Source organism: Pedobacter sp. ISL-64 (genome assembly GCF_018613605.1).
In the GTDB taxonomy this organism is placed as follows: domain Bacteria; phylum Bacteroidota; class Bacteroidia; order Sphingobacteriales; family Sphingobacteriaceae; genus Pedobacter.
Genome location: NZ_JAGGPU010000005.1, coordinates 405860 through 425150 on the forward strand (window position 1 = coordinate 405860; position 19291 = coordinate 425150).

Genomic DNA, 19291 nt, shown 5'->3' on the forward strand with positions numbered 1-19291 from the left:
AAATCTTAAAACAAAAATTATTTAGCTGTATATCAAATAATTACAAATAAAACTATAAAAATAGTTTGAAAACTATTTTTATAGTAGTAACTTCAATTAATCAAACTACAAAAATAGTTTAAATATGATAAAAGAACTCACAAAAGCAGAAGAACAGATTATGCTCATCCTTTGGGAGATGGGTGAAGCCTTAGTAAAAGACGTTATCGAAAAAATGAACGAACCCAAACCTGCTTACAACACGGTTTCGACCGTAATTAGGGTTTTAGAAACTAAAGGCTTTGTTGATCATAAAGCTATCGGCAATACGCATATCTACTTCCCCATTATAAAAGAAACTGATTATAAACGCTTTGCATTAGATAAGGTAATGAGCAACTATTTCGAAAACTCTTACGAGAGTCTGGTTTCGTTTCTGGTGAAAGAAAAAAGTATGAGTACTGAAGAACTCAATGAAATTATCCAATTGGCAGAGAAACTTAAAAAAGATAAGTGATGAGCTGGTTATATTATTTACTCGAAGCAAATCTATACCTTACCCTATTTTATGGATTTTATAGATTATTCCTCCACAGGGAAACCTTCTACAAACTAAACAGATATTACCTGATTTTCAGCTCAATGCTGGCTTTCATAATTCCATTTTTTCAGCTGGAATATTTGAAGAAGGAGGTAGTAATGGACTATACCGGATTTATTCAAGCTCAAGAACAGGCACCATTGTTCAATATAGAAAGTATCTGTTTACTACTGTATTCCGTAGTCTCATTATTTTTTATCTTAAAAATAGTTTGGGGATTGCGCTATATCAAAAGATTGATAAAAAATGCAACTAAAAGTAAAGAAAACGGTATTACATTAATTGAGGTTGAGGACTCAAAAATGGCTTTTTCATTCTTTAATTTATTGTTTATTGACCCTGCTATGAGTCAAAGAAACACCATCGTAAAGCATGAAATGGTCCACATTAACCAGATGCACAGCCTTGATATTCTTTTATTTGAGTTGATAAAAATTTCAAGCTGGTTCAATCCGATTACTTACTTCATTAAAGATGATATCAAACTCATCCATGAATATTTAGCCGACGAGGAAACGACACAAAAAGATATCGCTAAATATGAGTATGCACTATTTTTAATCCAAAATTCATATGGAAATCAAGAAGTTATCCTTACCAATCAATTTTTTAATTCATCAATACTAAAAAATAGAATAAGTATGTTAAACCAAAAAAAATCGGCAAAATGGGCCAGGCTCAAATTGTTATTTATCATTCCACTAGTTGGATTTATGCTGTGCTTATCTACAACAGCATTTACAAAAGACTATAATACTATCCAATTAGGGCAAAAAAAGGAAAGTTTAACCATTGTTCTTCAGGACACTACTAAGAAAAAATCCGATAAAAAGAGATTACCACCTCCACCTCCAAAGGAACCATATACAGCCAAAGCCAAAAAAGTTACGGAAATAACGATAAATGAACCCATTATTAAAAAAGACGACAAAAGAATACCACCTCCTCCACCGGTAGAACCTGGCTCCTTAAAAGCGAAAAAGCTTAGCGTACCAAAAGTGGACCAAGTTCGTTTTGCTCCTCCGAGAGTTAAAAAAGATGGTAAAAAGTTGTCACCACCTGTTGTGAGACAAGATAAAAAGACATTGCCACCACCACCGCCGCCGATTGAGCAAAAACCAGAAAAAAAAGGGAATGACAATGAGCCAAATACGATTAATCTTGTTCAAGCTACAGGCAATAAGGCAATTAAACGGGATCACACATTATCCTCAGATCAAAAAGATATTAAAGAGGTAGTTGTAAAGGGTTATCCTACTCCATCTAAAAAAGAAAGCACCGGAATAAAAACAGTTATTGTATCGCCTGTTAAAGAAGTCACAGTTACAGGCTATCCTTCTAAAAAGCAATAATTATTGTGGTACATAAACCACGTATTTAGTCTCAAAAAAATCTTCCTCAAAATAAGCTGAAAGCGGGTATAATTCTGCTTTCAGTTTTGATTCTTTGATCTCCTCTGCCAAATCGCCTCCTTTTAAATACAAGATCCCATTCGGAATGGCATTTAACGAGTCTTTTTTAAATTTGCCCTGTATCCATGGATAAAATTCTCCTAAACGCGTAACCGCTCTCGATACTACAAAGTTAAATTTCTCTTTAATCTGCTCGGCTCTTAAATGGTCGGCCCTTAAATTCTCCAAACCTAATGTCGAAGCCACTTCTTTTACCACTTTAATCTTTTTTCCGATAGAATCGACCAGATAAAATTCTGTATCAGGAAACAAGATGGCCAATGGGATGCCCGGAAAACCACCACCTGTACCCACATCTAAAACCGATTCGCCAGCTTTAAAATTGCATACTTTAGCGATCCCCAACGAGTGCAATACATGGCGCTCATATAACTCTTCAATATCCTTTCTCGAAATTACATTAATCTGTGCATTCCAAAAGCTATATAAATCGAACAATTGTGAGAATTGAGCAATCTGTTTTTCACTTAGGTTAGGAAAATATTTTAAAACGATATCGGGCTTTACATCAAGCATATTGTAATTGCTAAAGGATTATTGAATTATTTCCAGTTTACTTTTTTCTTGCCAAACAAGGCTAAAAATCCGTTCAGGGTTAAAAACAGAAACAAAAGTATGTCTAAAATCGGGAACCACCAACGCAAATCGCTATAGTTTAAGCGTTTCAGCAATTTTGGATAGATAAAACACCTGATGATGATGCTTAATCCGAGGATTCCTAGGGCAACACATTGCGCCTCACGGCTAAAAAACATACATGCGGCAAAGAACGCATAAAACAAAAACTGAAAAGCAATCTGAAGACTTAAAATAAACTTATGCTTCGATTTATAGAACTTTCCGGCTCCAAAATGACGCTTTTTCTGTCTCAGGTAACCTCCCCAGGTATTATTGGGTTCGCTCCAAACATGGCTATCGCGGTGTAAACGGATCTCTGTATTATATTTATTGGCATGTGCGTTTACGAATAAATCATCATCTCCAGATGGGATATGCATGTGTGCTGCAAAGCCTTTATTTTTAAAAAAAAGCGATTTTTTATAGGCCATGTTACGTCCAACCCCCATATACGGCATGCCTTTTAAGGCGAAAGCCAGGTAATTTACAGCAGTAAAAAAGGTTTCGAACCGGATTAATGCATTTAGCAGGCTTCTTTTCTTCATATAGGGCGAGTAGCCCAAAACAATTTCGGTATTTTCATCGGCAGGCTGTTGCATATTTTTTAACCAATGCTCAGAAGCTGGTGTACAATCTGCATCAGTAAAAACCAACCAATCGTACTTAGCGGCCTTTATACCCATGGTTACCGCAAATTTCTTACCTGCTATAAATTTATCGTTATCTAAAATTTTTACTACTTTCAGGTTACGGTGTTTCTTCTCTAATTGTTCTAAAAACTCCTCTGTACCATCCCAAGAGCGATCGTTAACCACCACAACTTCGAACTCTGGATAATCCTGGCTTAACAATGCAGGCAGATACTGCTCTAAATTTACAATTTCGTTTCGGGCACAAACAATTACACTTAACGGTTTTTGTGCCGATAACGGGATCTCCTCTATGCCTACATTAGCCAATTTCAAATGAACAAAAAGGACATAGTAAAGCTGAACCAAAAGGCAAAAAGCCAATATCGAGAGCAGAATAATTTCAAGCAGGGTTAATATCACGATGGTAAAATAAATAGGCGCAAATTTCTCATTTTTAATCTGTAAATCACTTTTATGTGGATAAAAAATTAAACAAAAATATGCCCTCAATTTTTGCTATTTTTGGCAGATTTTCGACGAGAAAAAACACATATGAACCGCCTACCGTCAAAATAACAATTAGTTTTAATAAAACGTAATTTGATGGTGGTAAGCTCCGCCTAACAATTGGAGAAAAATAAATAGAAACAGATGAAATTTAGTTTACAGGCTAACGATCCACTATCTAAAGCCAGAGCCGGAACGGTAACAACTGCTCATGGCGAAATACAAACCCCTATTTTTATGCCAGTGGGCACTGCTGGAACGGTAAAAGCCGTACATCAGCGCGAACTGAAAGACGATATTGACGCAAAAATCATTTTAGGCAATACTTACCACTTATATTTAAGACCAGGGTTAGATATCCTTGAAAAGGCTGGTGGATTACATCAATTTATTGGTTGGGACCGCCCAATTTTAACAGATAGTGGCGGCTACCAGGTGTATTCTTTAAGTAAAGTTCGTAAAATTAAGGAAGAAGGCGTTACTTTCCATTCTCATATTGATGGGTCAAAACACCTTTTCACGCCAGAATATGCAATGGATATTCAGCGTACCATAGGTGCCGATATTATTATGGCCTTTGATGAGTGTACACCATACCCTTGCGATTATACTTATGCAGCGCAATCAATTAAAATGACGCACCGTTGGTTAAAACGCTGTTGTACCCGTTTTGACAGTACAGAACCTAAATATGGTTTCGACCAGACCCTTTTCCCTATTGTTCAGGGTTCGGTATATAAAGATTTGCGTATAAAATCGGCAGAATTTATTGCCAGCATGAACCGTGAAGGCAATGCCATCGGTGGTTTATCCGTTGGTGAGCCAGCTGAAGAGATGTATGCCATGACAGAAGTGGTATGTAATATATTACCAGAAGAAAAACCACGTTATTTAATGGGCGTTGGTACACCGATCAATATTTTGGAGAATATTGCACTGGGTATCGACATGTTCGATTGTGTAATGCCAACCAGAAATGCCAGAAACGGCATGCTTTTTACCAGAAATGGTATTATCAACATCAGGAATAAAAAATGGGAGAACGATTTCTCTCCATTGGATGCGGAGAGCGATCTTCATGCTGATTTAGTAACCAGTAAAGCATATTTAAGACATTTGGTACATAGTAAGGAGATGCTTGGCGCTCAAATTGCTACCTTGCATAATCTGCATTTTTATCTTTGGCTGGTAAAACAGGCCAGAGAAAAGATAATTGCTGGTGAATTTTACGAGTGGAAAAACAAAATGGTTAAAATATTAGGCAATAAGCTATAAAATGAATCTGTTAAAAGGAAGGATAAAAATCATCGATCAGTATATTATCGGGAAATACCTGGGTACATTTATTTATACGCTGGCCATTTTTGTGATCATTATTGTTGTGTTCGACCTGTCGGAAAAGATGGATGATTTTATGAAAAGTGGCCTGAGTTTTTGGGGAATCCTCTCTAAATATTATGCAGGCTCTATTCCTTTTTATGTGAATATGCTTTCACCGCTGATCAATTTTATTGCGGTAATTTTCTTTACCGCAAAAATGGCCGATCAGACTGAAATTGTACCAATTTTAAGCGGTGGTGTGAGTTTTAACCGCTTTTTATTTCCTTATTTGGTGTCGGCTACGATTATTTTCTCGGCCAACCTACTTTCAAACCTATACATCCTTCCTTACACCAATACCTTAAAAAATAGCTTCGAAAATACGTATGTAAAACGTAATGATCCTTCCACAAAATCAAACATCCATATGAAACTGGATGACAAAACCTATATCTATATTGATAATTTCGACAACAAAACGAATTCAGGATACCGGTTTTCTTTGGATAATTTTAGTGGAGATGTACTCACCAAAAAGATCGTTGCCGAAAATATAAAATGGGATTCGCTTAAACGCAAATGGCAGTTGAACAACTACTCTATCCGTAAGATCGATGGATTGAAAGAAACCATGATTTATGGTAATGGGAAGTTAAAAGATACCATTTTGGATATGCGTCCGGATGATTTTTCGGCATATGACAATGTGGTGCAAAATTTAACTACGAAGGAACTTTCAGATAAGATTAGGAAAGAAAAAATCCGCGGAACGGGCGTAATGAACGATCTTCAGTTTGAAAAATACAAACGTTACCTACACCCACTCTCAGCTTTTGTATTAACGCTGATTGGCGTGGCGCTATCATCACGTAAAGTACGTGGCGGAGTCGGCGTATCGTTAGGTATCGGAATCTTCATTAGCTTCGCTTATATCGTATTTAATCAGTTCACACAGATGTTTTCTACCAAAGGTGGATTACCTCCTTTTGCGGCTGTTATTATGCCTACATTATTCTTTGGCTTATTAGGTTTTTACCTATTAAGAAAAGCACCAAAATAGCGATGGACGTTACCAAAAAGAATTTACTTATCCTTCATCTTACTGTATTTGTTTGGGGCTTTACAGGTGTGCTCGGCAAACTGATTTCTATCGATGCAGTGCCCATGGTCTGGTACCGGGTATTGATTGCCGCAGCTACACTTTTTGCATGGTTTTTAATCACCAAAAAGAACATTAAGATTACTAAAAAACAGTTCATCCAATTCTTTTTAACGGGAGGAATTGTAGCCATTCACTGGATATTTTTCTTTCATGCCATTAAGGTTTCTACCGTTTCAGTAACTTTGGTTTGCCTCTCTTCCTTCACCTTATTTACCGCAATTTTAGAACCGCTGATTAAAAAACAGCCGATACAAATGGGCGATATTCTGATCGGTTTACTGATTATTCTAGGAATATATATGATCTTTAAATTTGAAGGCCAGTATACTTTAGGAATTATTTTTGGTTTGCTAGCGGCAGTCGCATCAAGCCTTTTTTCAACAATAAACTCTACTTTGGTACAAAAAAGTGAGCCTTCCATTATCAGTTTTTATGAGCTTGTTGGTGCACTTTTCTGGATCACGTTATACCGTTTATATGATGGAACACTGTTACACACAGCATTCAACTTAAGTGCCAAAAACTGGTTCTATCTTATTCTTCTCGGTACACTTTGTACATCCGTTGCTTACGTTGCAGGTGTTGCGGTCATGAGAACTTTATCAGCTTTTAGAGTTGCATTAATCACCAATTTGGAACCTGTATACGGAATAGTATTAGCCTTCGTTTTCTTTCAAAGCAAAGAGCAAATGACAGGTGGATTTTATATTGGTGCAACCATTATCCTAGCCTCTATTTTTCTCTATCCGATCTATAAAAAGAGAAAGAATCAACTGTAAACACAAACGATATAAATTTAAATTTTCTTTAGAAATCATACCAACTGAATGAACGGCTTTAGTTGTACCTATTGCTGGTGGCTAATCCTTTCTAACAGCGCAATGCCTAAAATTCTCTCTATTAAATTTCCTGATAAAGATTAGTTAAAAGCGCCATGAAGAAGCTTATCAAAGCTGGTCAACACTACCTTACTAATATCATAAAAGCCTCCAGCTAGCCTTATATAGAGATGCAAAATCTTATAATTAAAAGCTGCGAACAACCATCCGAAAACATTAGGAATCTAATGCTTCAGAAACAAGCTACGTAGCCAAGTTCAATCAAACCATCGGAACAAAAACGGTAGCTTCAAATGAGGAAAATCAGGTTAAAGAATGCAATATGTCGGAAAGTGAAAGACCAAAAAACAGATATTGATCACAAGCATGCACATCTCCCTGAAGGCAGAAAGTGCATGTACAAAAGTATACCAAAAGCAAGATGAATCGCCGTTCAAAGTTATTGAGCTGAATTAATATTTTCGACTCCAAATTCACCAATTGCCAGTCTTATTTACATCACCATCTATTGCGTATTTCAGCAAACGAAGAAGAGACATAGCCCAGGAATAAGACCAGATAGACGCCAATTAGACTTATATAAACTGCTTTAAATCGGATGCTACAATACAAGTTCAAGACGCAACCCTTAAACTTGATAAACAAAGAACTTCATATAGAAAATATTTAATCGGTGATCAACTAAAAGCCCTTAATTAAAGACCAGATTTGGAGCTAACAAAACAAAGATTCTGAATATAAAATTGATCAAAATATTCTTTATTTTAAATCAGAAATAGCAGCCAAACTGCAAACATTATCTAGGCTTATTATTAATTTATTTTCGCAAAAAAAATGTCAATAAAAAGTACAGAAATCGAAGACACCAATTAGCAAAAATTCACAATTAAAACCCTACAAAATCGGATAGTTAAAGCGGCTAAAATCCCAACCAAAAAAGCCGATCTAAAGCGGCAGAAAACAGAGATAAAAAAACAAATAAAAAAACCAAAATTCTCGCTTTAAACCCGCACCAAACATGAGATATTTTCTATATAAATTCTATACAATTCTGAGTTGTCAAGTCAAGTAGAAACAAGATGGCTTATCTAAAATCTATCAGCATTCAGTTCAGGATAGTTTTTAACCACAATAAAAATCTGGCAGAGCAGCACAAAAAGATAAAGCATTTTATGGTTAATCAGCATAAAAATATCGGTAAAAATTACAATCAAAAACCTAATTTTCAATGTGTTTTTCCCTATGCAACTGAGGAAAGGTGATCAATTTCGAGTTTCCAGAGGGCAAAGCTTAAAAGCATAAAAAACCTTATTTAAATACCATTAGACACGCTTTTTAGCGCAAAAACAAAAATTACCATAAAGTGTACCGAAAACACCATTATTCACGAATATCGTCAGGAAATTGCATTATAAGCTCCAATCATTACAGATTTCGGGGTTCAAAACGACAAAAAAACATACATTTTTAATCTCTGAGATCAAATTTACAGTAAAAAATCGAGGTTAAAAACCAGACTTGAAGCTAGATTAAAACCACAATTTATGGCAACATGACTGGCATTTCAACTCATCATATTTATCAAAAACTGATTAACAAAAGATAAGAGTAAGAAGAAACATCTCCAAAATATTTCTCAAGCAAGCGCTAAAAAACAAAGACATTTTGTCACGACAATCTAATCTCAAATATTAATAGCGATTTTGAATAAGCAATTTACATCATACATTTTGTTTCAAAATATTACAAACAGAACGCGATTTACAAGCAGATTTTCGCATGCTGAAAGTCAATTTTAAAGCAGGTAATCCAGACTAAAATGTTAGCCGTTCTTCCAGCATTTAAAGTCAAAAAATATCAATGAGCATTATAAAATCCAGTGGTATTTTAAGTCATTACCGGAGCTGGCCGAATTCTGAAAAACTATACAAAAATTTAAAAAGGCAATAAAATTTTCGAAGAAAATCGATTAATAAGTGTAAATTAAATCAATAATGTTAATGCGATTAAAAATCTTGAATGAAGCTTAAATCAGCTATAAAATTCAATAAAAAACAAAGGTAAAATCGACAAATTACGGATTTACATAAAATTCATTTATATTTAAAAATCAACAACTTAAATAATTTTATATAAATTAAATATTTACAAATATCAGCCCTTACAAATTTTAAAAAACTAAATATTTTAGCAAAGAATTTAGATGAATTTAAACGTATCAAACAAAAAACTAATTATCAAGTACTTAAGTATAGCTACCTTAAGTTTTACATCACTATCGGTTTTTGGGCAGATTTTCAGCACTGCACAAAACCCACTTAGTGTAAAATGGAACTATATTTATTCAGGCGGCTTTAAAATCATCTATCCGCAAGAACTGGAGAAAGAGGCACAAAGAATGGCCAATACCCTACCCTTTATCTACCCCAAAATAGGACTGGGTTTAAGGCAGCAAAAAACCGCTATTCCACTCCTACTCCAGAACCGTGGAACCGTGGCAAACGGCTTTGTTCAACTCGCACCCAAGAAGTCTGAATTCTATGCAACTCCACCTCAGTTTTTCGATAGTCAGGATTGGCTAAACAACTTGGCAGTACACGAGCTTAGACACATTGCTCAGTTTGACAAATTGACAGGAACGCAAGCACACCCCTTTCCTGAACTGGTTTACTTTGCTTACTTTGGCGCGGGCATCCCCATCTGGTTTTTCGAAGGTGATGCCGTAGTTAACGAAACCGCCTTGACGCATTCGGGCCGGGGAAGGCAGCCCAATTGGATCATGCCTTACCGGGCTTCAATTTTAGAAGGCAAAAAAATCTCATACAGTAAAGCCTATTTCGGCTCGAACAAAGACGTAACTCCTGGTTACTATCAAACCGGATATTTGATGGTATCGGATATGAAGGAAAAATATGGGCAGTTCATTTCTGACAGCATACTTAGCGACATTAGAAAAAGACCAGTAAGGCTATATCCCTTTTCGCAGAGCTTAAAAAAATTCACGAAACAGAATTCCAGAACCTACTTTCTTTCTATCCAAAACAAGCTCGCTGAAAAATGGAAAATACAGCAAGAAAAATCTATTACAGAAAGCTACGAAAGCTTAAACAAAAAAGCTGATTTGGCAACCGATTATTTCCTTCCTGTTCGGTTAAACAAAAACCAGGTTTTAACGCTAAAAGAAAGCAAGACAGATGCGCGATATTTTGTGATTATTAACAAGGATAAATCGGAACAAAAATTATTCGGAATTGGTTATCAGGAACAGCCTTGGTTTAGCTTAAAAAATGATCTTTTGGTCTGGGATGAAATACGCTACGATCCGCGCTACAAACAACGGAGCTACAGCGTAATCTGTTCATATAATTTGAAGACCAAAAAATTCAACAAATTAAGCAGCAAAAGCAGGCTCTTCTCTCCCAGCCTTTCTAACGATGGAAAGAAAATCATCGCTTCAAAAGTGGAGCTGAACAATCAGTTCAATCTGGTTGAGTTGGATGCAGTCTCGGGAAAAATTTTAAAGAACTACCCTAACCTTGAAAACGAAATCCTGCAGATGCCTTCATTTGATCAATCAGGAAATAAGGTTACTTATGTCAGCGTAAATGAAAAAGGAAAAAGTTTATGGTTGATTGACGGAGAAAAAAAAACGCAATTGATTTCTAACAGCCGACAACAGTTAAGCCGACCGATCTTTATCAACGACAAAATTGTTTTCAATGCGCACTTTAATGGGATCGATAATATCTACAGTATAGATCCCGGTTCGAAAAAAATAAATGCGCTCAGCGCGTCCGAGTATGGGGCCTTTAACCCTAGCGAAACCGCCGATGGAAAACTCATTTTTAACAATTATAAAATCAATGGTTATGAAATTGCAGAGACCGCATTAACCGAAAAACCAGTTGGAGAAAATAACTTTGTAGATTTCTCGTCCGCTGCAGAAAAACAGGAAAACGCAGGGAATGTTTTCGACAAGATTCCCGATAGCACCTACCAAGCCAAGCGCTATCATCAGGCCTTAAATCTTTTCAGTTTCCACAGCATTATTCCGGTTATCGACAACGAATATGTTTTCGGCCTGGAGTTACAATCAAACAATCTGCTCAACACGATGGACCTTTATACCGGCGCAAAATACCACCGCGATTTAAAACGTTTTGAGTACACGGCAGATATTAGCTATAAGGCACTTTATCCTGTATTTAGTGTATTGTACCGCAACCGCCCGAAAAGAACGTTCTACAAAGCTAAAAACGCGGTACAACAAGGCGACTGGAGAGAGAACTACATCAAGCTTAATGCATCGGTTCCACTATCGTTTAACATGCGCAATGAGAACTATGCTTTTACCTTAAATGCGGCAACTAGTTTTACGCAAAGGTACATGCCGGAAAACATGCCTACTGGTTTTATACGCGAGCTTAAATTTCCGATGGAATACAACTTTACTTTCAACCACAGTGTGCGCACTACCGAAAGAGATATTGCACCCAAGTGGGCACAAGTGTTCAGGGCAACTTATAATCACCAACCTTTCGATAAAAACTTAAAAGGAGAAATTTTAGCGCTCGAAAGTTTCCTTTACTTTCCTGGCGTTGCTAAAAACCATTCCTTTTTAGCGAGCTTCAATTATCAGAAAGCAAGCGGTGTAAACCAATACGCCACTGAGATTGCAACCGTTTACGGCTACAACAATATTTTAGCGAAAAGTAAACTGCAAAACAGTCTGCTTTTTAACTATCGTTTTCCCTTTGCTTTTCCCGATTGGGAGTTGGGTCCTTTCGCTTATGTCAGAAATTTTAGGGCGGGTTTGTTTTGCCATTATGAAAACATTGGCAAGGGCACAACGTTTAACGATCCGAAAACTTATGGCGTAGAATTAAATACCAGTGTAAACCTTTTGCGCTATCAACCTGTTGTAGATTTAGGAGCGAGATTGGTTTTTGTTAATCAGATTTACAATCAAAATCCGATATTAGAGTTTTCATTTAATTATAGCTTTTAAAACCATGAGCGCAAAAACAATCTCCATCATTATCCTGACTGCATTACTTACCATATTTTTAATGGTGAATACCGAACCTGTTGATTTCGATTTCCTGGTTACCACACTTCCAGTATCTAAACTTCTGGTTATCGGTATTTGCATCATCATCGGTTTTATCATTGGCTTTGTTGTGGGCCGACCAAGGAAAACGATTAGCAGTTATGATGATGAGATCGAAAGGAATCAACCTTCGATAGAAAAGAAAAATACCTTAAGCGACGAGGATAGAGACTACATTAGTTAGCATCCCATGAGGCTATATCATATTTGTAATTCACTTCGAATTTGTCACGTTGAGCCTGTCGAAACGCCTTAAAAGGCATTTAAAACAGGTCCTTCGACAAGCTCTCCGTAGGAGTCCTTTGGACGGGATGACAATTCTATATTTATGATACAGCCCATCAAGATTATTTTTTCTTGAGTACAGCTAATTTTAGCGGGGTTTAGTAACGATATTTTGAAAAGCAAAGCCTGTAGTGCTATTAATTGTTAGTCGGGCTTTTCGCTAAATCTTTTAAAATACTATTACAGTAAAAACAGAAGCAGGTGCTAATTTTAAAAGGATATCGCTACAATCCCGTTTAAGTGGGTTGGCTACTGCTACTATTTAAGCATCCGTAGCAAAGCGCATAAAAAATCTTTATTTCACTAATTAGTCGCTGACATAATTTCTCCGTAAAGTAAACCACTGCCTCCACCATAGTGCTGGATAATTTTCAGGCCCGGCCTTAAGGCGAGAAGCTTATTTTTCAGTTCAGCTTCTGATTCCTGATCAATTCCATTTCCAAGTAAAACCAAGTCAATGTGCTGTTCTTTGCAAATGGAAATGGCTTCTTCATTTTTGCAAACACACAAACCTTTCCATTCAGGCCTGGCATTTAACAAGCGGTTCATTACTGCAGTAATTTCTGTATCCCGACCAATATAAAGTATAGTAGTTTGCATAGTGTTAAGTTTAAAAATATATCAAAAAACAAATCGCCATTCCGACTGATACACCGATTTTCATCGATAAGAAAAATTTGGTCTCTACTCCAAGATTTCTCCTCCAAAGGAATTCCTTTGGAACATTTCTGTCGAAATGACGATTCTTTTATATTAATTCAGTTCCATCGGAACATCCATTAATAAAACCTCTGCATCTGCAGTATTGGCTTTAAAACTAATGCTATCAGTATCCCAAACGCCTAATCCATCTCTTTTGCTCAACACTTGTCCGTTTATGGTTACTTCGCCATTGATTACGAAAGCATAAACACCGTTTCCAGCTTTTTTGATTTTGTATTCCGTTTCAAAACCTTCATCAAACTTACCTAACGAGAACCAGGCATCCTGATGAATCCAAACACCGGCATCATCAGCGTTTGGTGATAAGATCTGTTGGAAGTTATTGTGCCTTGCTGCAACATCTAACGTTTGCTGATCGTAACGTGGCGTAACATTTTTCTTGTTAGGGAACAACCAGATCTGCAATAAGTTTAACTGCTCATCTGCATTTGCGTTAAACTCGCTATGGCTAACACCTGTTCCGGCACTCATTACCTGGATTTCTCCATTTTTAATTACGGCCGAATTACCCATACTATCTTTGTGAGCAATTGCACCAGCCAGTGGAATGGTAATAATTTCCATGTTATCGTGTGGGTGCGAGCCAAAGCCCATTCCACCATCAATACTGTCGTCATTTAAAACCCTTAAAACTCCGAAGTGCATCCTTTCTGGATTGTAGTAATTAGCAAAGCTGAATGAATGGTGTGCATCTAACCAACCATGATTAGCATGACCGCGGGTGTTTTCTTTGTGCAAAATAAACTGTGACATAAATTTCCTTTCTTGTTTATGATACAAATTTACAGCAGCGATGTTTACCAATCATTGATGTAGGGTAAGAAAGTAGTCGGGAGTCCAGAGTCCTAAGTCTTGAGTCAATCACCGATTGTGCCTTGCCATTACGGCATCGCTGTTAAGCTCCCTTAACGCATCTAACGCTACCCAATTTGCTTTTTTATTGTTTTGGGCGAGGATATTGTTTGCGGTTTGAATGGCATGCTCATGCAGGAAAACATTTCGTTTGCCGATTTGCCTCAATGCCCAGTTGGTTGCCTTTTTAACAAAATTCCGGTTATCGTAGGCTTCTCTTTCGATGATCGGAAGAAAACTCAGAAAAGTTTCGTCAGGTTCTTTCTTGAGATGTACGGCTGCCTCAGCCATCAGTACAAAACCAGTACGTTTCACAAATTCTGCTTCAGCCTGGGCAAACTCAAAGGCCTTCGACTTAAAATAAGGCGTTTTAATGAAAAGATTTCCGCAAGCCTGATCACATATATCCCAGGAACTAAAATCATTCGTCCATGCGTTTATTTGCGTTTCTGTCACCTGTTTATAATCGCCAGTAATAGTTGCTAAAAGGCAGGCCTCATGAAACCCAGTTTTCCAAAGCAATAAAGACAGTTCCTGGTTCTTGCCAATTTGTTTGGCCAGTTTTCTGATATTAGGCAAACGGATACCAAAAGCTTTAGAAATATCGATTCCAAAATGAGCCATCTTTTTTAAATATTCAGGCTCGCTGATGGATTTTAATTCGGAAAGGACAAAATCTAGATCATTCATTATACGAATTTAGTTTTTTTGAAAGACTTCCGAAGTCTAGACAAAACAATTTGGATACTATAACATAACCAATCCTTAACACTGTTTCGGTTTTAAGTTTACATCGATCTTTTAAACTTGTTTAAATTTAACCATAACAATCAACCTTTTAAAAGCCATGCAAAAAAACATCATTTGGATGCTATTAGCGTCTTGCCTATTCACATTTTCCTGCAAAAAGAACAAATTATCTGAAGAGGAGGCTAGCACAACAAACCAAAAGAAAAATATGCTAATGGCTAACACTACAGTAGCCAGCGCTGCCACAAGCGTAAATGCCTATTCAAACACATCGGCCTACATCAACACTGGGTTTTCATTTTTAAATCCAACACAAATTGATAAAAACCGCCAGGCTATTGGCGGCAGTGCTTACACCGAGGTATATGGCTTTAATGTTCCTGAAGAGAATAGAGTTAGAGGTATAAGATGGAATGAAGATGATGAAACCACATCCATATGGCGGCCACAGGGAATTGCCGGTTTCTCCAGAAATGGTGTACGCTATTTATTGGTAAGCTGGTATGCCAAAGATGCTGCAGAGAGCAAAGGATCTAGAATCACACTGATTGATATAAGCCCAAGTTCGAGTACTTATTTAACGTACAGGCACATTTTACTGGTACAGCCCACACTTCCAACCGGCACACTTGATTATACGCAATATGGTACTTATGCGCCCTTAAACGTACATGCCGGTGGTGTAGCTTACTTTAATGGTAAAGTTTATTTAAGTAGTACAAGTTTAGGATTAAGGGTATTTGATTTAGACAAAATTATTGAAGTAACTACAGGAACAGGCACTGATGATAAGTGTGGCAAAGATGCCAGTGGAAATCTTTACGCTTTTAATTACAGATACATCCTTCCACAAATAGGTTATTATAAAATTAACGATGCAAGTCCTTTTTCAACCGTACAGGTAAATTACGAAAACAATCAATTATGGACAGGACAATATTATGCCGGAAGCGCAGATGCATCGATTGTTCCCAAAATATTCGGGTTCCCGATAAACTCATCAGGAGAATTGCAGAATTCGGGCATACAAACAGTGATTCCAAAAAACAGTCTGTTTACTTCAGATCATGCGCATGGCATACAAGGTGTTTTTAGAAAGGGAAACAGGACCTGGCTTTCATGCACCGGATCGCCTAGCGAATCGTACGGATCAACCGCCCGCTTAGCAAGATATACGGATGGTGATACCAATACGGTCCGTTACAGGTGGCCATACGGCGCTGAATCGTTATATCTTGAAGCACAATATGGATATTTATGGAGCTTAACTGAATTTGAACCCAATGCCGGAGCTCAAAACGGCAGCCAGGTTAACCGTTGTATATTTGCTGTAGATTTTTCAAAATACGAATAGAAACCTTAATCAAATAAAAAGAGGCTATATCATAATTTTAAATCTATCTCGTGAGAAAATTCGTCATTTCGACTGAAGTGCAGCGAAGTGGAGAAATCTTTAGTGCAAGATTTCTCCACTACGGTCGAAATGACGATATCATGCCTTAAGCTAATGCCTGTTCAATATCAGCTAAAATATCATTGATATGCTCCAAGCCAATTGATAAACGGATTGAACCTTGCTCAATACCAACTTCGTTACGTTGTTCTTCGGTAAGTTTGCTGTGTGTACTGGTAGCAGGGTGTGTTGCAATGGAACGGGTATCGGCCAGATTTGCTGAGATAGAGAACATTTGCAGACTGTCCATAAACTTACGTGCAGCATCAATACCGCCTTCAACCACAATGGTTACAATGCCACCACCCTGTTTCATTTGCTTTTTGGCAATATCGTACTGAGGGTGCGATGGTAAAAACGGGTACTTTACGAGTTTAATTTTCGGGTGTTTTTCTAAATATTCTGCAACTTTCAAGGCATTTTCACAATGGCGGTCCATACGAATGGCCAAAGTTTCCAAACTTTTAGATAAAATCCACGCGTTAAAAGGCGATAGTGCCGGTCCGCTGTGACGTGCAAAACCAATTACATCGGCAATTAAATCTTTGGTCCCTAAAATAACGCCACCCAATACTCTTCCTTGTCCATCAATATATTTGGTAGCCGAGTGGATCGAAATGTGCGCACCATACTTAATCGGCTGTTGCAGATATGGGGTAGCAAAACAATTATCAATAACCAGTAATACCTTGTGTTTTTTAGCCAGATCGCCCAAAAATTCCAGATCGATAATGTCGATGCCGGGGTTAGATGGGGTTTCTACAAAAATCATTTTGGTATTGGGTTTAATCAAAGCTTCCCAATCCTGCGGTTTATCTAAATCAGCATAATCAAAAGTTACACCCCAGTTAGAAAAAACATTGGTCAATAACTGGTGAGTAGAGCCAAAAACCGATCTGCTAGAAACCAAATGGTCGCCATTTTTTAAAAATGCACCAAATGTGGTAAAAATCGCAGCCATTCCAGTTGCAGTGGCAAAACCATCTTCGGCACCTTCTAAGAGGCACATTTTTTCGATAAACTCTGATGTATTTGGATTTGAATAACGGCTATATACATTCCCTTCCTTTTCGTTAGCAAACAAAGCACGCATTTCTTCCGCATCTTCAAACTTATAACTCGAAGTAAGGTAAATTGGCGATGAATGCTCTTTGTGTAAACTGCGTTCGGTTTGAGTGCGTATAGCTATGGTTTCAAAATTTTCGGATTTCATTTTTAAGTATCAAGATTTGAGTATCAAGAGATGGGTATCAAGATTTGAGTATCAAGTATCAAGATGTGGTGTGAGAATAAAGTCGTCATCATAAATTTTAAGATGTGCTTCTCGATACTTGCTACTTGGTACTTTATACTTTATACTTCTCTTTTGTTTATTTTGTAAGTAAAATTAATAGTTGCAGAGCGGCCTAAAATATTCGATACAGAGCAATATTTATCGAAAGTCATGGCTAATGCACGCTCAACTTTTTGAACGCTTAAATCGCCGAATAAATCGAAGTGAATATCGATTACATCAAAAATCGGTGGCATTTCTTCCTCTTTTCTGGTAGCGTTTATAGCGATTTTAATATCATCAAGTGGTTCCTTCTGCTTGGTTAATACATTTACCATATCAATGCCGCTGCAGCCACCCAATCCAATCAGTAACATCTCCATCGGCCTAAAACCTTTTCCTTCACCACCAATGGCAGCTTTTGCGTCCAACTCCACAGTAAAACCGCTCTCGTTTTCTGCCTCAAAATTAAATTTACCGCTCTTGCGGACTAGATTTATGTTCATCTTGTTAGTATTCAGTAGCAAGTATCAAGTATTTAGACCATACGCCTCCTACCTTCCAACCTTCTACCTCTTTTAAATATTATAATAAACTAAGTTATTTTTTTCCAGTTCTGGCAACTTAACCGGATGGTTAAAAAGTGCAAAAACCGACGAACCGCTACCACTCATTAAAGCGAATGTTGCGCCTGCATCGTATAAACTGGTTTTTATTTGACGAATTTGGGGATACTTTGCGAATACCGATAGTTCGAAATCGTTGATAACCTTATTTTTCCATGTTGTTGGATGCAAATGTATAATTTCTTTTAACGATTGCAAAGGTTTTTGCGGTTTTACATGTGCATAAGCATCGGCCGTACTTACATGTACAGGCGGTTTTACCAAAACTTTAAACCAGGCTGACAAATCTATTTCACACTTTTCAAATTCATCACCTTTATTAAATGCATAGACAGGTTTGTTCTCGATAAAAAAAGCACAGTCTGCCCCTAGCTGGCGGGCATAACCTTCCATCCTATCAACAGACATTCCCAAACTGAATTTCTCATTTAATAATTTGATCAGGAAAGCACAATCTGCCGATCCACCACCCAAACCTGCACCAACTGGAATGTTTTTCAATAAATTGATCTGCTGCGCCGGAATATTAAAATCTTTCTTTACCAATTGATAAGCTTTAAAACACAGGTTATCGTTCGGGTCGCCAGGAATATCAATCCCATGAATTTTGCACGAAGTTACCTCCGCATCGGTAATTTCGACCGAATCTTTAATATTGATCGGATAAAAAACGGTTTCGAGGTTGTGATAACCATCAGCACGTTTTTCGGTGATATTTAAGCCTAGATTTATTTTTGCGTTGGGAAAAGATAGCATGATAGTCCTGAGTCGTGAGTCTTAAGTCGTGAGTCCATGGTGCCGAAACCATTGGGCGGTTCTAACTGCAAACATACAAAAGTGTTTTTTATGGGGTCGTGTTTCTTTACATTTTATATAGTCAGGTTTTTTTTGGAGCGCAATTGTAGTGGTTCTACGCTTACCTTGTTCCCGTGTTCCGCTTTTACGCTTTCCCGAAAGTTCGGGATTCCTCCTCGCTGCAGGTAACACTGCACCCGGGGCTAAGGGGCCAGTTGCTACTTCTATCGGGGTTGATGAAGAAACCGTAAATTACAAACCTGATTGTAGTGGAAAGCCCACAGCGCTGGACTG

General features: G+C 37.3%; 18 protein-coding genes. 9 read left to right on the plus strand and 9 right to left on the minus strand.

The window, feature by feature from the left end; all coding sequences use genetic code 11:
- Nucleotides 1-124: 124 nt before the first annotated feature.
- Both J7E57_RS08020 and J7E57_RS08025 read left to right on the plus strand, forming a co-directional pair.
- Nucleotides 125-496, plus strand: a complete 372-nt coding sequence (locus J7E57_RS08020; RefSeq protein WP_029276221.1) for a BlaI/MecI/CopY family transcriptional regulator — start codon at nt 125-127, stop codon at nt 494-496.
- Nucleotides 496-1932 (plus strand): M56 family metallopeptidase, encoded by a 1437-nt coding sequence (locus tag J7E57_RS08025; RefSeq protein ID WP_215126821.1) that lies wholly within the window; start codon nt 496-498, stop codon nt 1930-1932. Before J7E57_RS08020 ends, J7E57_RS08025 begins: the two co-directional genes overlap by 1 nt.
- On the opposite strand, the gene rsmG is transcribed toward J7E57_RS08025, so the two are convergent.
- The gene (rsmG, locus tag J7E57_RS08030; protein ID WP_215126822.1) at nt 1933-2568 is read right to left on the minus strand and encodes a 16S rRNA (guanine(527)-N(7))-methyltransferase RsmG; all 636 of its coding nucleotides are present in this window, start codon (nt 2566-2568) and stop codon (nt 1933-1935) included. It lies immediately after the preceding gene.
- A gap of 26 nt (nt 2569-2594) precedes the next feature.
- On the minus strand, nt 2595-3812 hold the full coding sequence (locus J7E57_RS08035) for a glycosyltransferase (RefSeq protein WP_317196532.1): 1218 nt from the start codon (nt 3810-3812) through the stop codon (nt 2595-2597).
- Nucleotides 3813-3953: 141 nt separating this feature from the next.
- On the opposite strand from J7E57_RS08035, the gene tgt reads away from it, so the two are divergent.
- Genes tgt through J7E57_RS08050 form a run of 3 tightly spaced genes read left to right on the plus strand, consistent with a single transcriptional unit; the run spans nt 3954 to nt 7070 of the window.
- Complete coding sequence (gene tgt, locus J7E57_RS08040) at nt 3954-5084, plus strand: tRNA guanosine(34) transglycosylase Tgt (protein WP_215126823.1); 1131 nt, start codon at nt 3954-3956, stop codon at nt 5082-5084.
- A 1-nt stretch (nt 5085) separates the two neighbouring features.
- Complete coding sequence (locus J7E57_RS08045) at nt 5086-6189, plus strand: LptF/LptG family permease (RefSeq protein ID WP_029276231.1); 1104 nt, start codon at nt 5086-5088, stop codon at nt 6187-6189.
- Nucleotides 6190-6191: 2 nt separating this feature from the next.
- A complete protein-coding gene (locus J7E57_RS08050) occupies nt 6192-7070 on the plus strand; it encodes a DMT family transporter (protein ID WP_215126824.1) in 879 nt (292 codons plus the stop codon).
- Nucleotides 7071-8218: 1148 nt separating this feature from the next.
- On the opposite strand, the gene J7E57_RS08055 is transcribed toward J7E57_RS08050, so the two are convergent.
- The gene (locus tag J7E57_RS08055) at nt 8219-8359 is read right to left on the minus strand and encodes a hypothetical protein (RefSeq protein WP_215126825.1); all 141 of its coding nucleotides are present in this window, start codon (nt 8357-8359) and stop codon (nt 8219-8221) included.
- Nucleotides 8360-9333: 974 nt separating this feature from the next.
- On the opposite strand from J7E57_RS08055, the gene J7E57_RS08060 reads away from it, so the two are divergent.
- Both J7E57_RS08060 and J7E57_RS08065 read left to right on the plus strand, forming a co-directional pair.
- Nucleotides 9334-12138, plus strand: a complete 2805-nt coding sequence (locus J7E57_RS08060; protein ID WP_215126826.1) for a TolB family protein — start codon at nt 9334-9336, stop codon at nt 12136-12138.
- A 4-nt stretch (nt 12139-12142) separates the two neighbouring features.
- Complete coding sequence (locus J7E57_RS08065; protein ID WP_215126827.1) at nt 12143-12424, plus strand: lipopolysaccharide assembly protein LapA domain-containing protein; 282 nt, start codon at nt 12143-12145, stop codon at nt 12422-12424.
- A gap of 404 nt (nt 12425-12828) precedes the next feature.
- Here the strand turns inward: J7E57_RS08065 and J7E57_RS08070 are convergent, their stop codons facing one another.
- The 3 genes from J7E57_RS08070 to J7E57_RS08080 form a co-directional block, all read right to left on the minus strand.
- A complete protein-coding gene (locus J7E57_RS08070) occupies nt 12829-13125 on the minus strand; it encodes a hypothetical protein (RefSeq protein ID WP_215126828.1) in 297 nt (98 codons plus the stop codon).
- 153 nt (nt 13126-13278) lie between these two features.
- Nucleotides 13279-14001: a pirin family protein gene (locus J7E57_RS08075; protein ID WP_029276239.1), complete on the minus strand. Its 723-nt coding sequence runs from the start codon at nt 13999-14001 to the stop codon at nt 13279-13281.
- 108 nt (nt 14002-14109) lie between these two features.
- Nucleotides 14110-14790, minus strand: a complete 681-nt coding sequence (locus J7E57_RS08080) for a DNA alkylation repair protein (protein WP_215126829.1) — start codon at nt 14788-14790, stop codon at nt 14110-14112.
- Between the two features lie 274 nt (nt 14791-15064).
- On the opposite strand from J7E57_RS08080, the gene J7E57_RS08085 reads away from it, so the two are divergent.
- Nucleotides 15065-16204 (plus strand): hypothetical protein, encoded by a 1140-nt coding sequence (locus tag J7E57_RS08085; protein ID WP_215126830.1) that lies wholly within the window; start codon nt 15065-15067, stop codon nt 16202-16204.
- Between the two features lie 145 nt (nt 16205-16349).
- Here J7E57_RS08085 and J7E57_RS08090 read toward each other — a convergent pair whose 3' ends face one another.
- The 3 genes from J7E57_RS08090 to ispE all read right to left on the minus strand — a co-directional run bounded on the left by J7E57_RS08090 (nt 16350) and on the right by ispE (nt 18958).
- Nucleotides 16350-17516, minus strand: coding sequence for a trans-sulfuration enzyme family protein (locus J7E57_RS08090; protein ID WP_215126831.1), 1167 nt, complete (start codon nt 17514-17516; stop codon nt 16350-16352).
- 140 nt (nt 17517-17656) lie between these two features.
- Nucleotides 17657-18082 (minus strand): OsmC family protein, encoded by a 426-nt coding sequence (locus J7E57_RS08095; protein ID WP_215126832.1) that lies wholly within the window; start codon nt 18080-18082, stop codon nt 17657-17659.
- A gap of 72 nt (nt 18083-18154) precedes the next feature.
- Entirely contained in the window at nt 18155-18958 is an 804-nt protein-coding gene (gene ispE / locus J7E57_RS08100; RefSeq protein ID WP_215126833.1) for a 4-(cytidine 5'-diphospho)-2-C-methyl-D-erythritol kinase, read from the minus strand.
- Nucleotides 18959-19106: 148 nt separating this feature from the next.
- On the opposite strand from ispE, the gene J7E57_RS08105 reads away from it, so the two are divergent.
- Nucleotides 19107-19291: hypothetical protein (locus J7E57_RS08105; protein ID WP_215164952.1), on the plus strand; the 185-nt coding region annotated here is incomplete at its 3' end.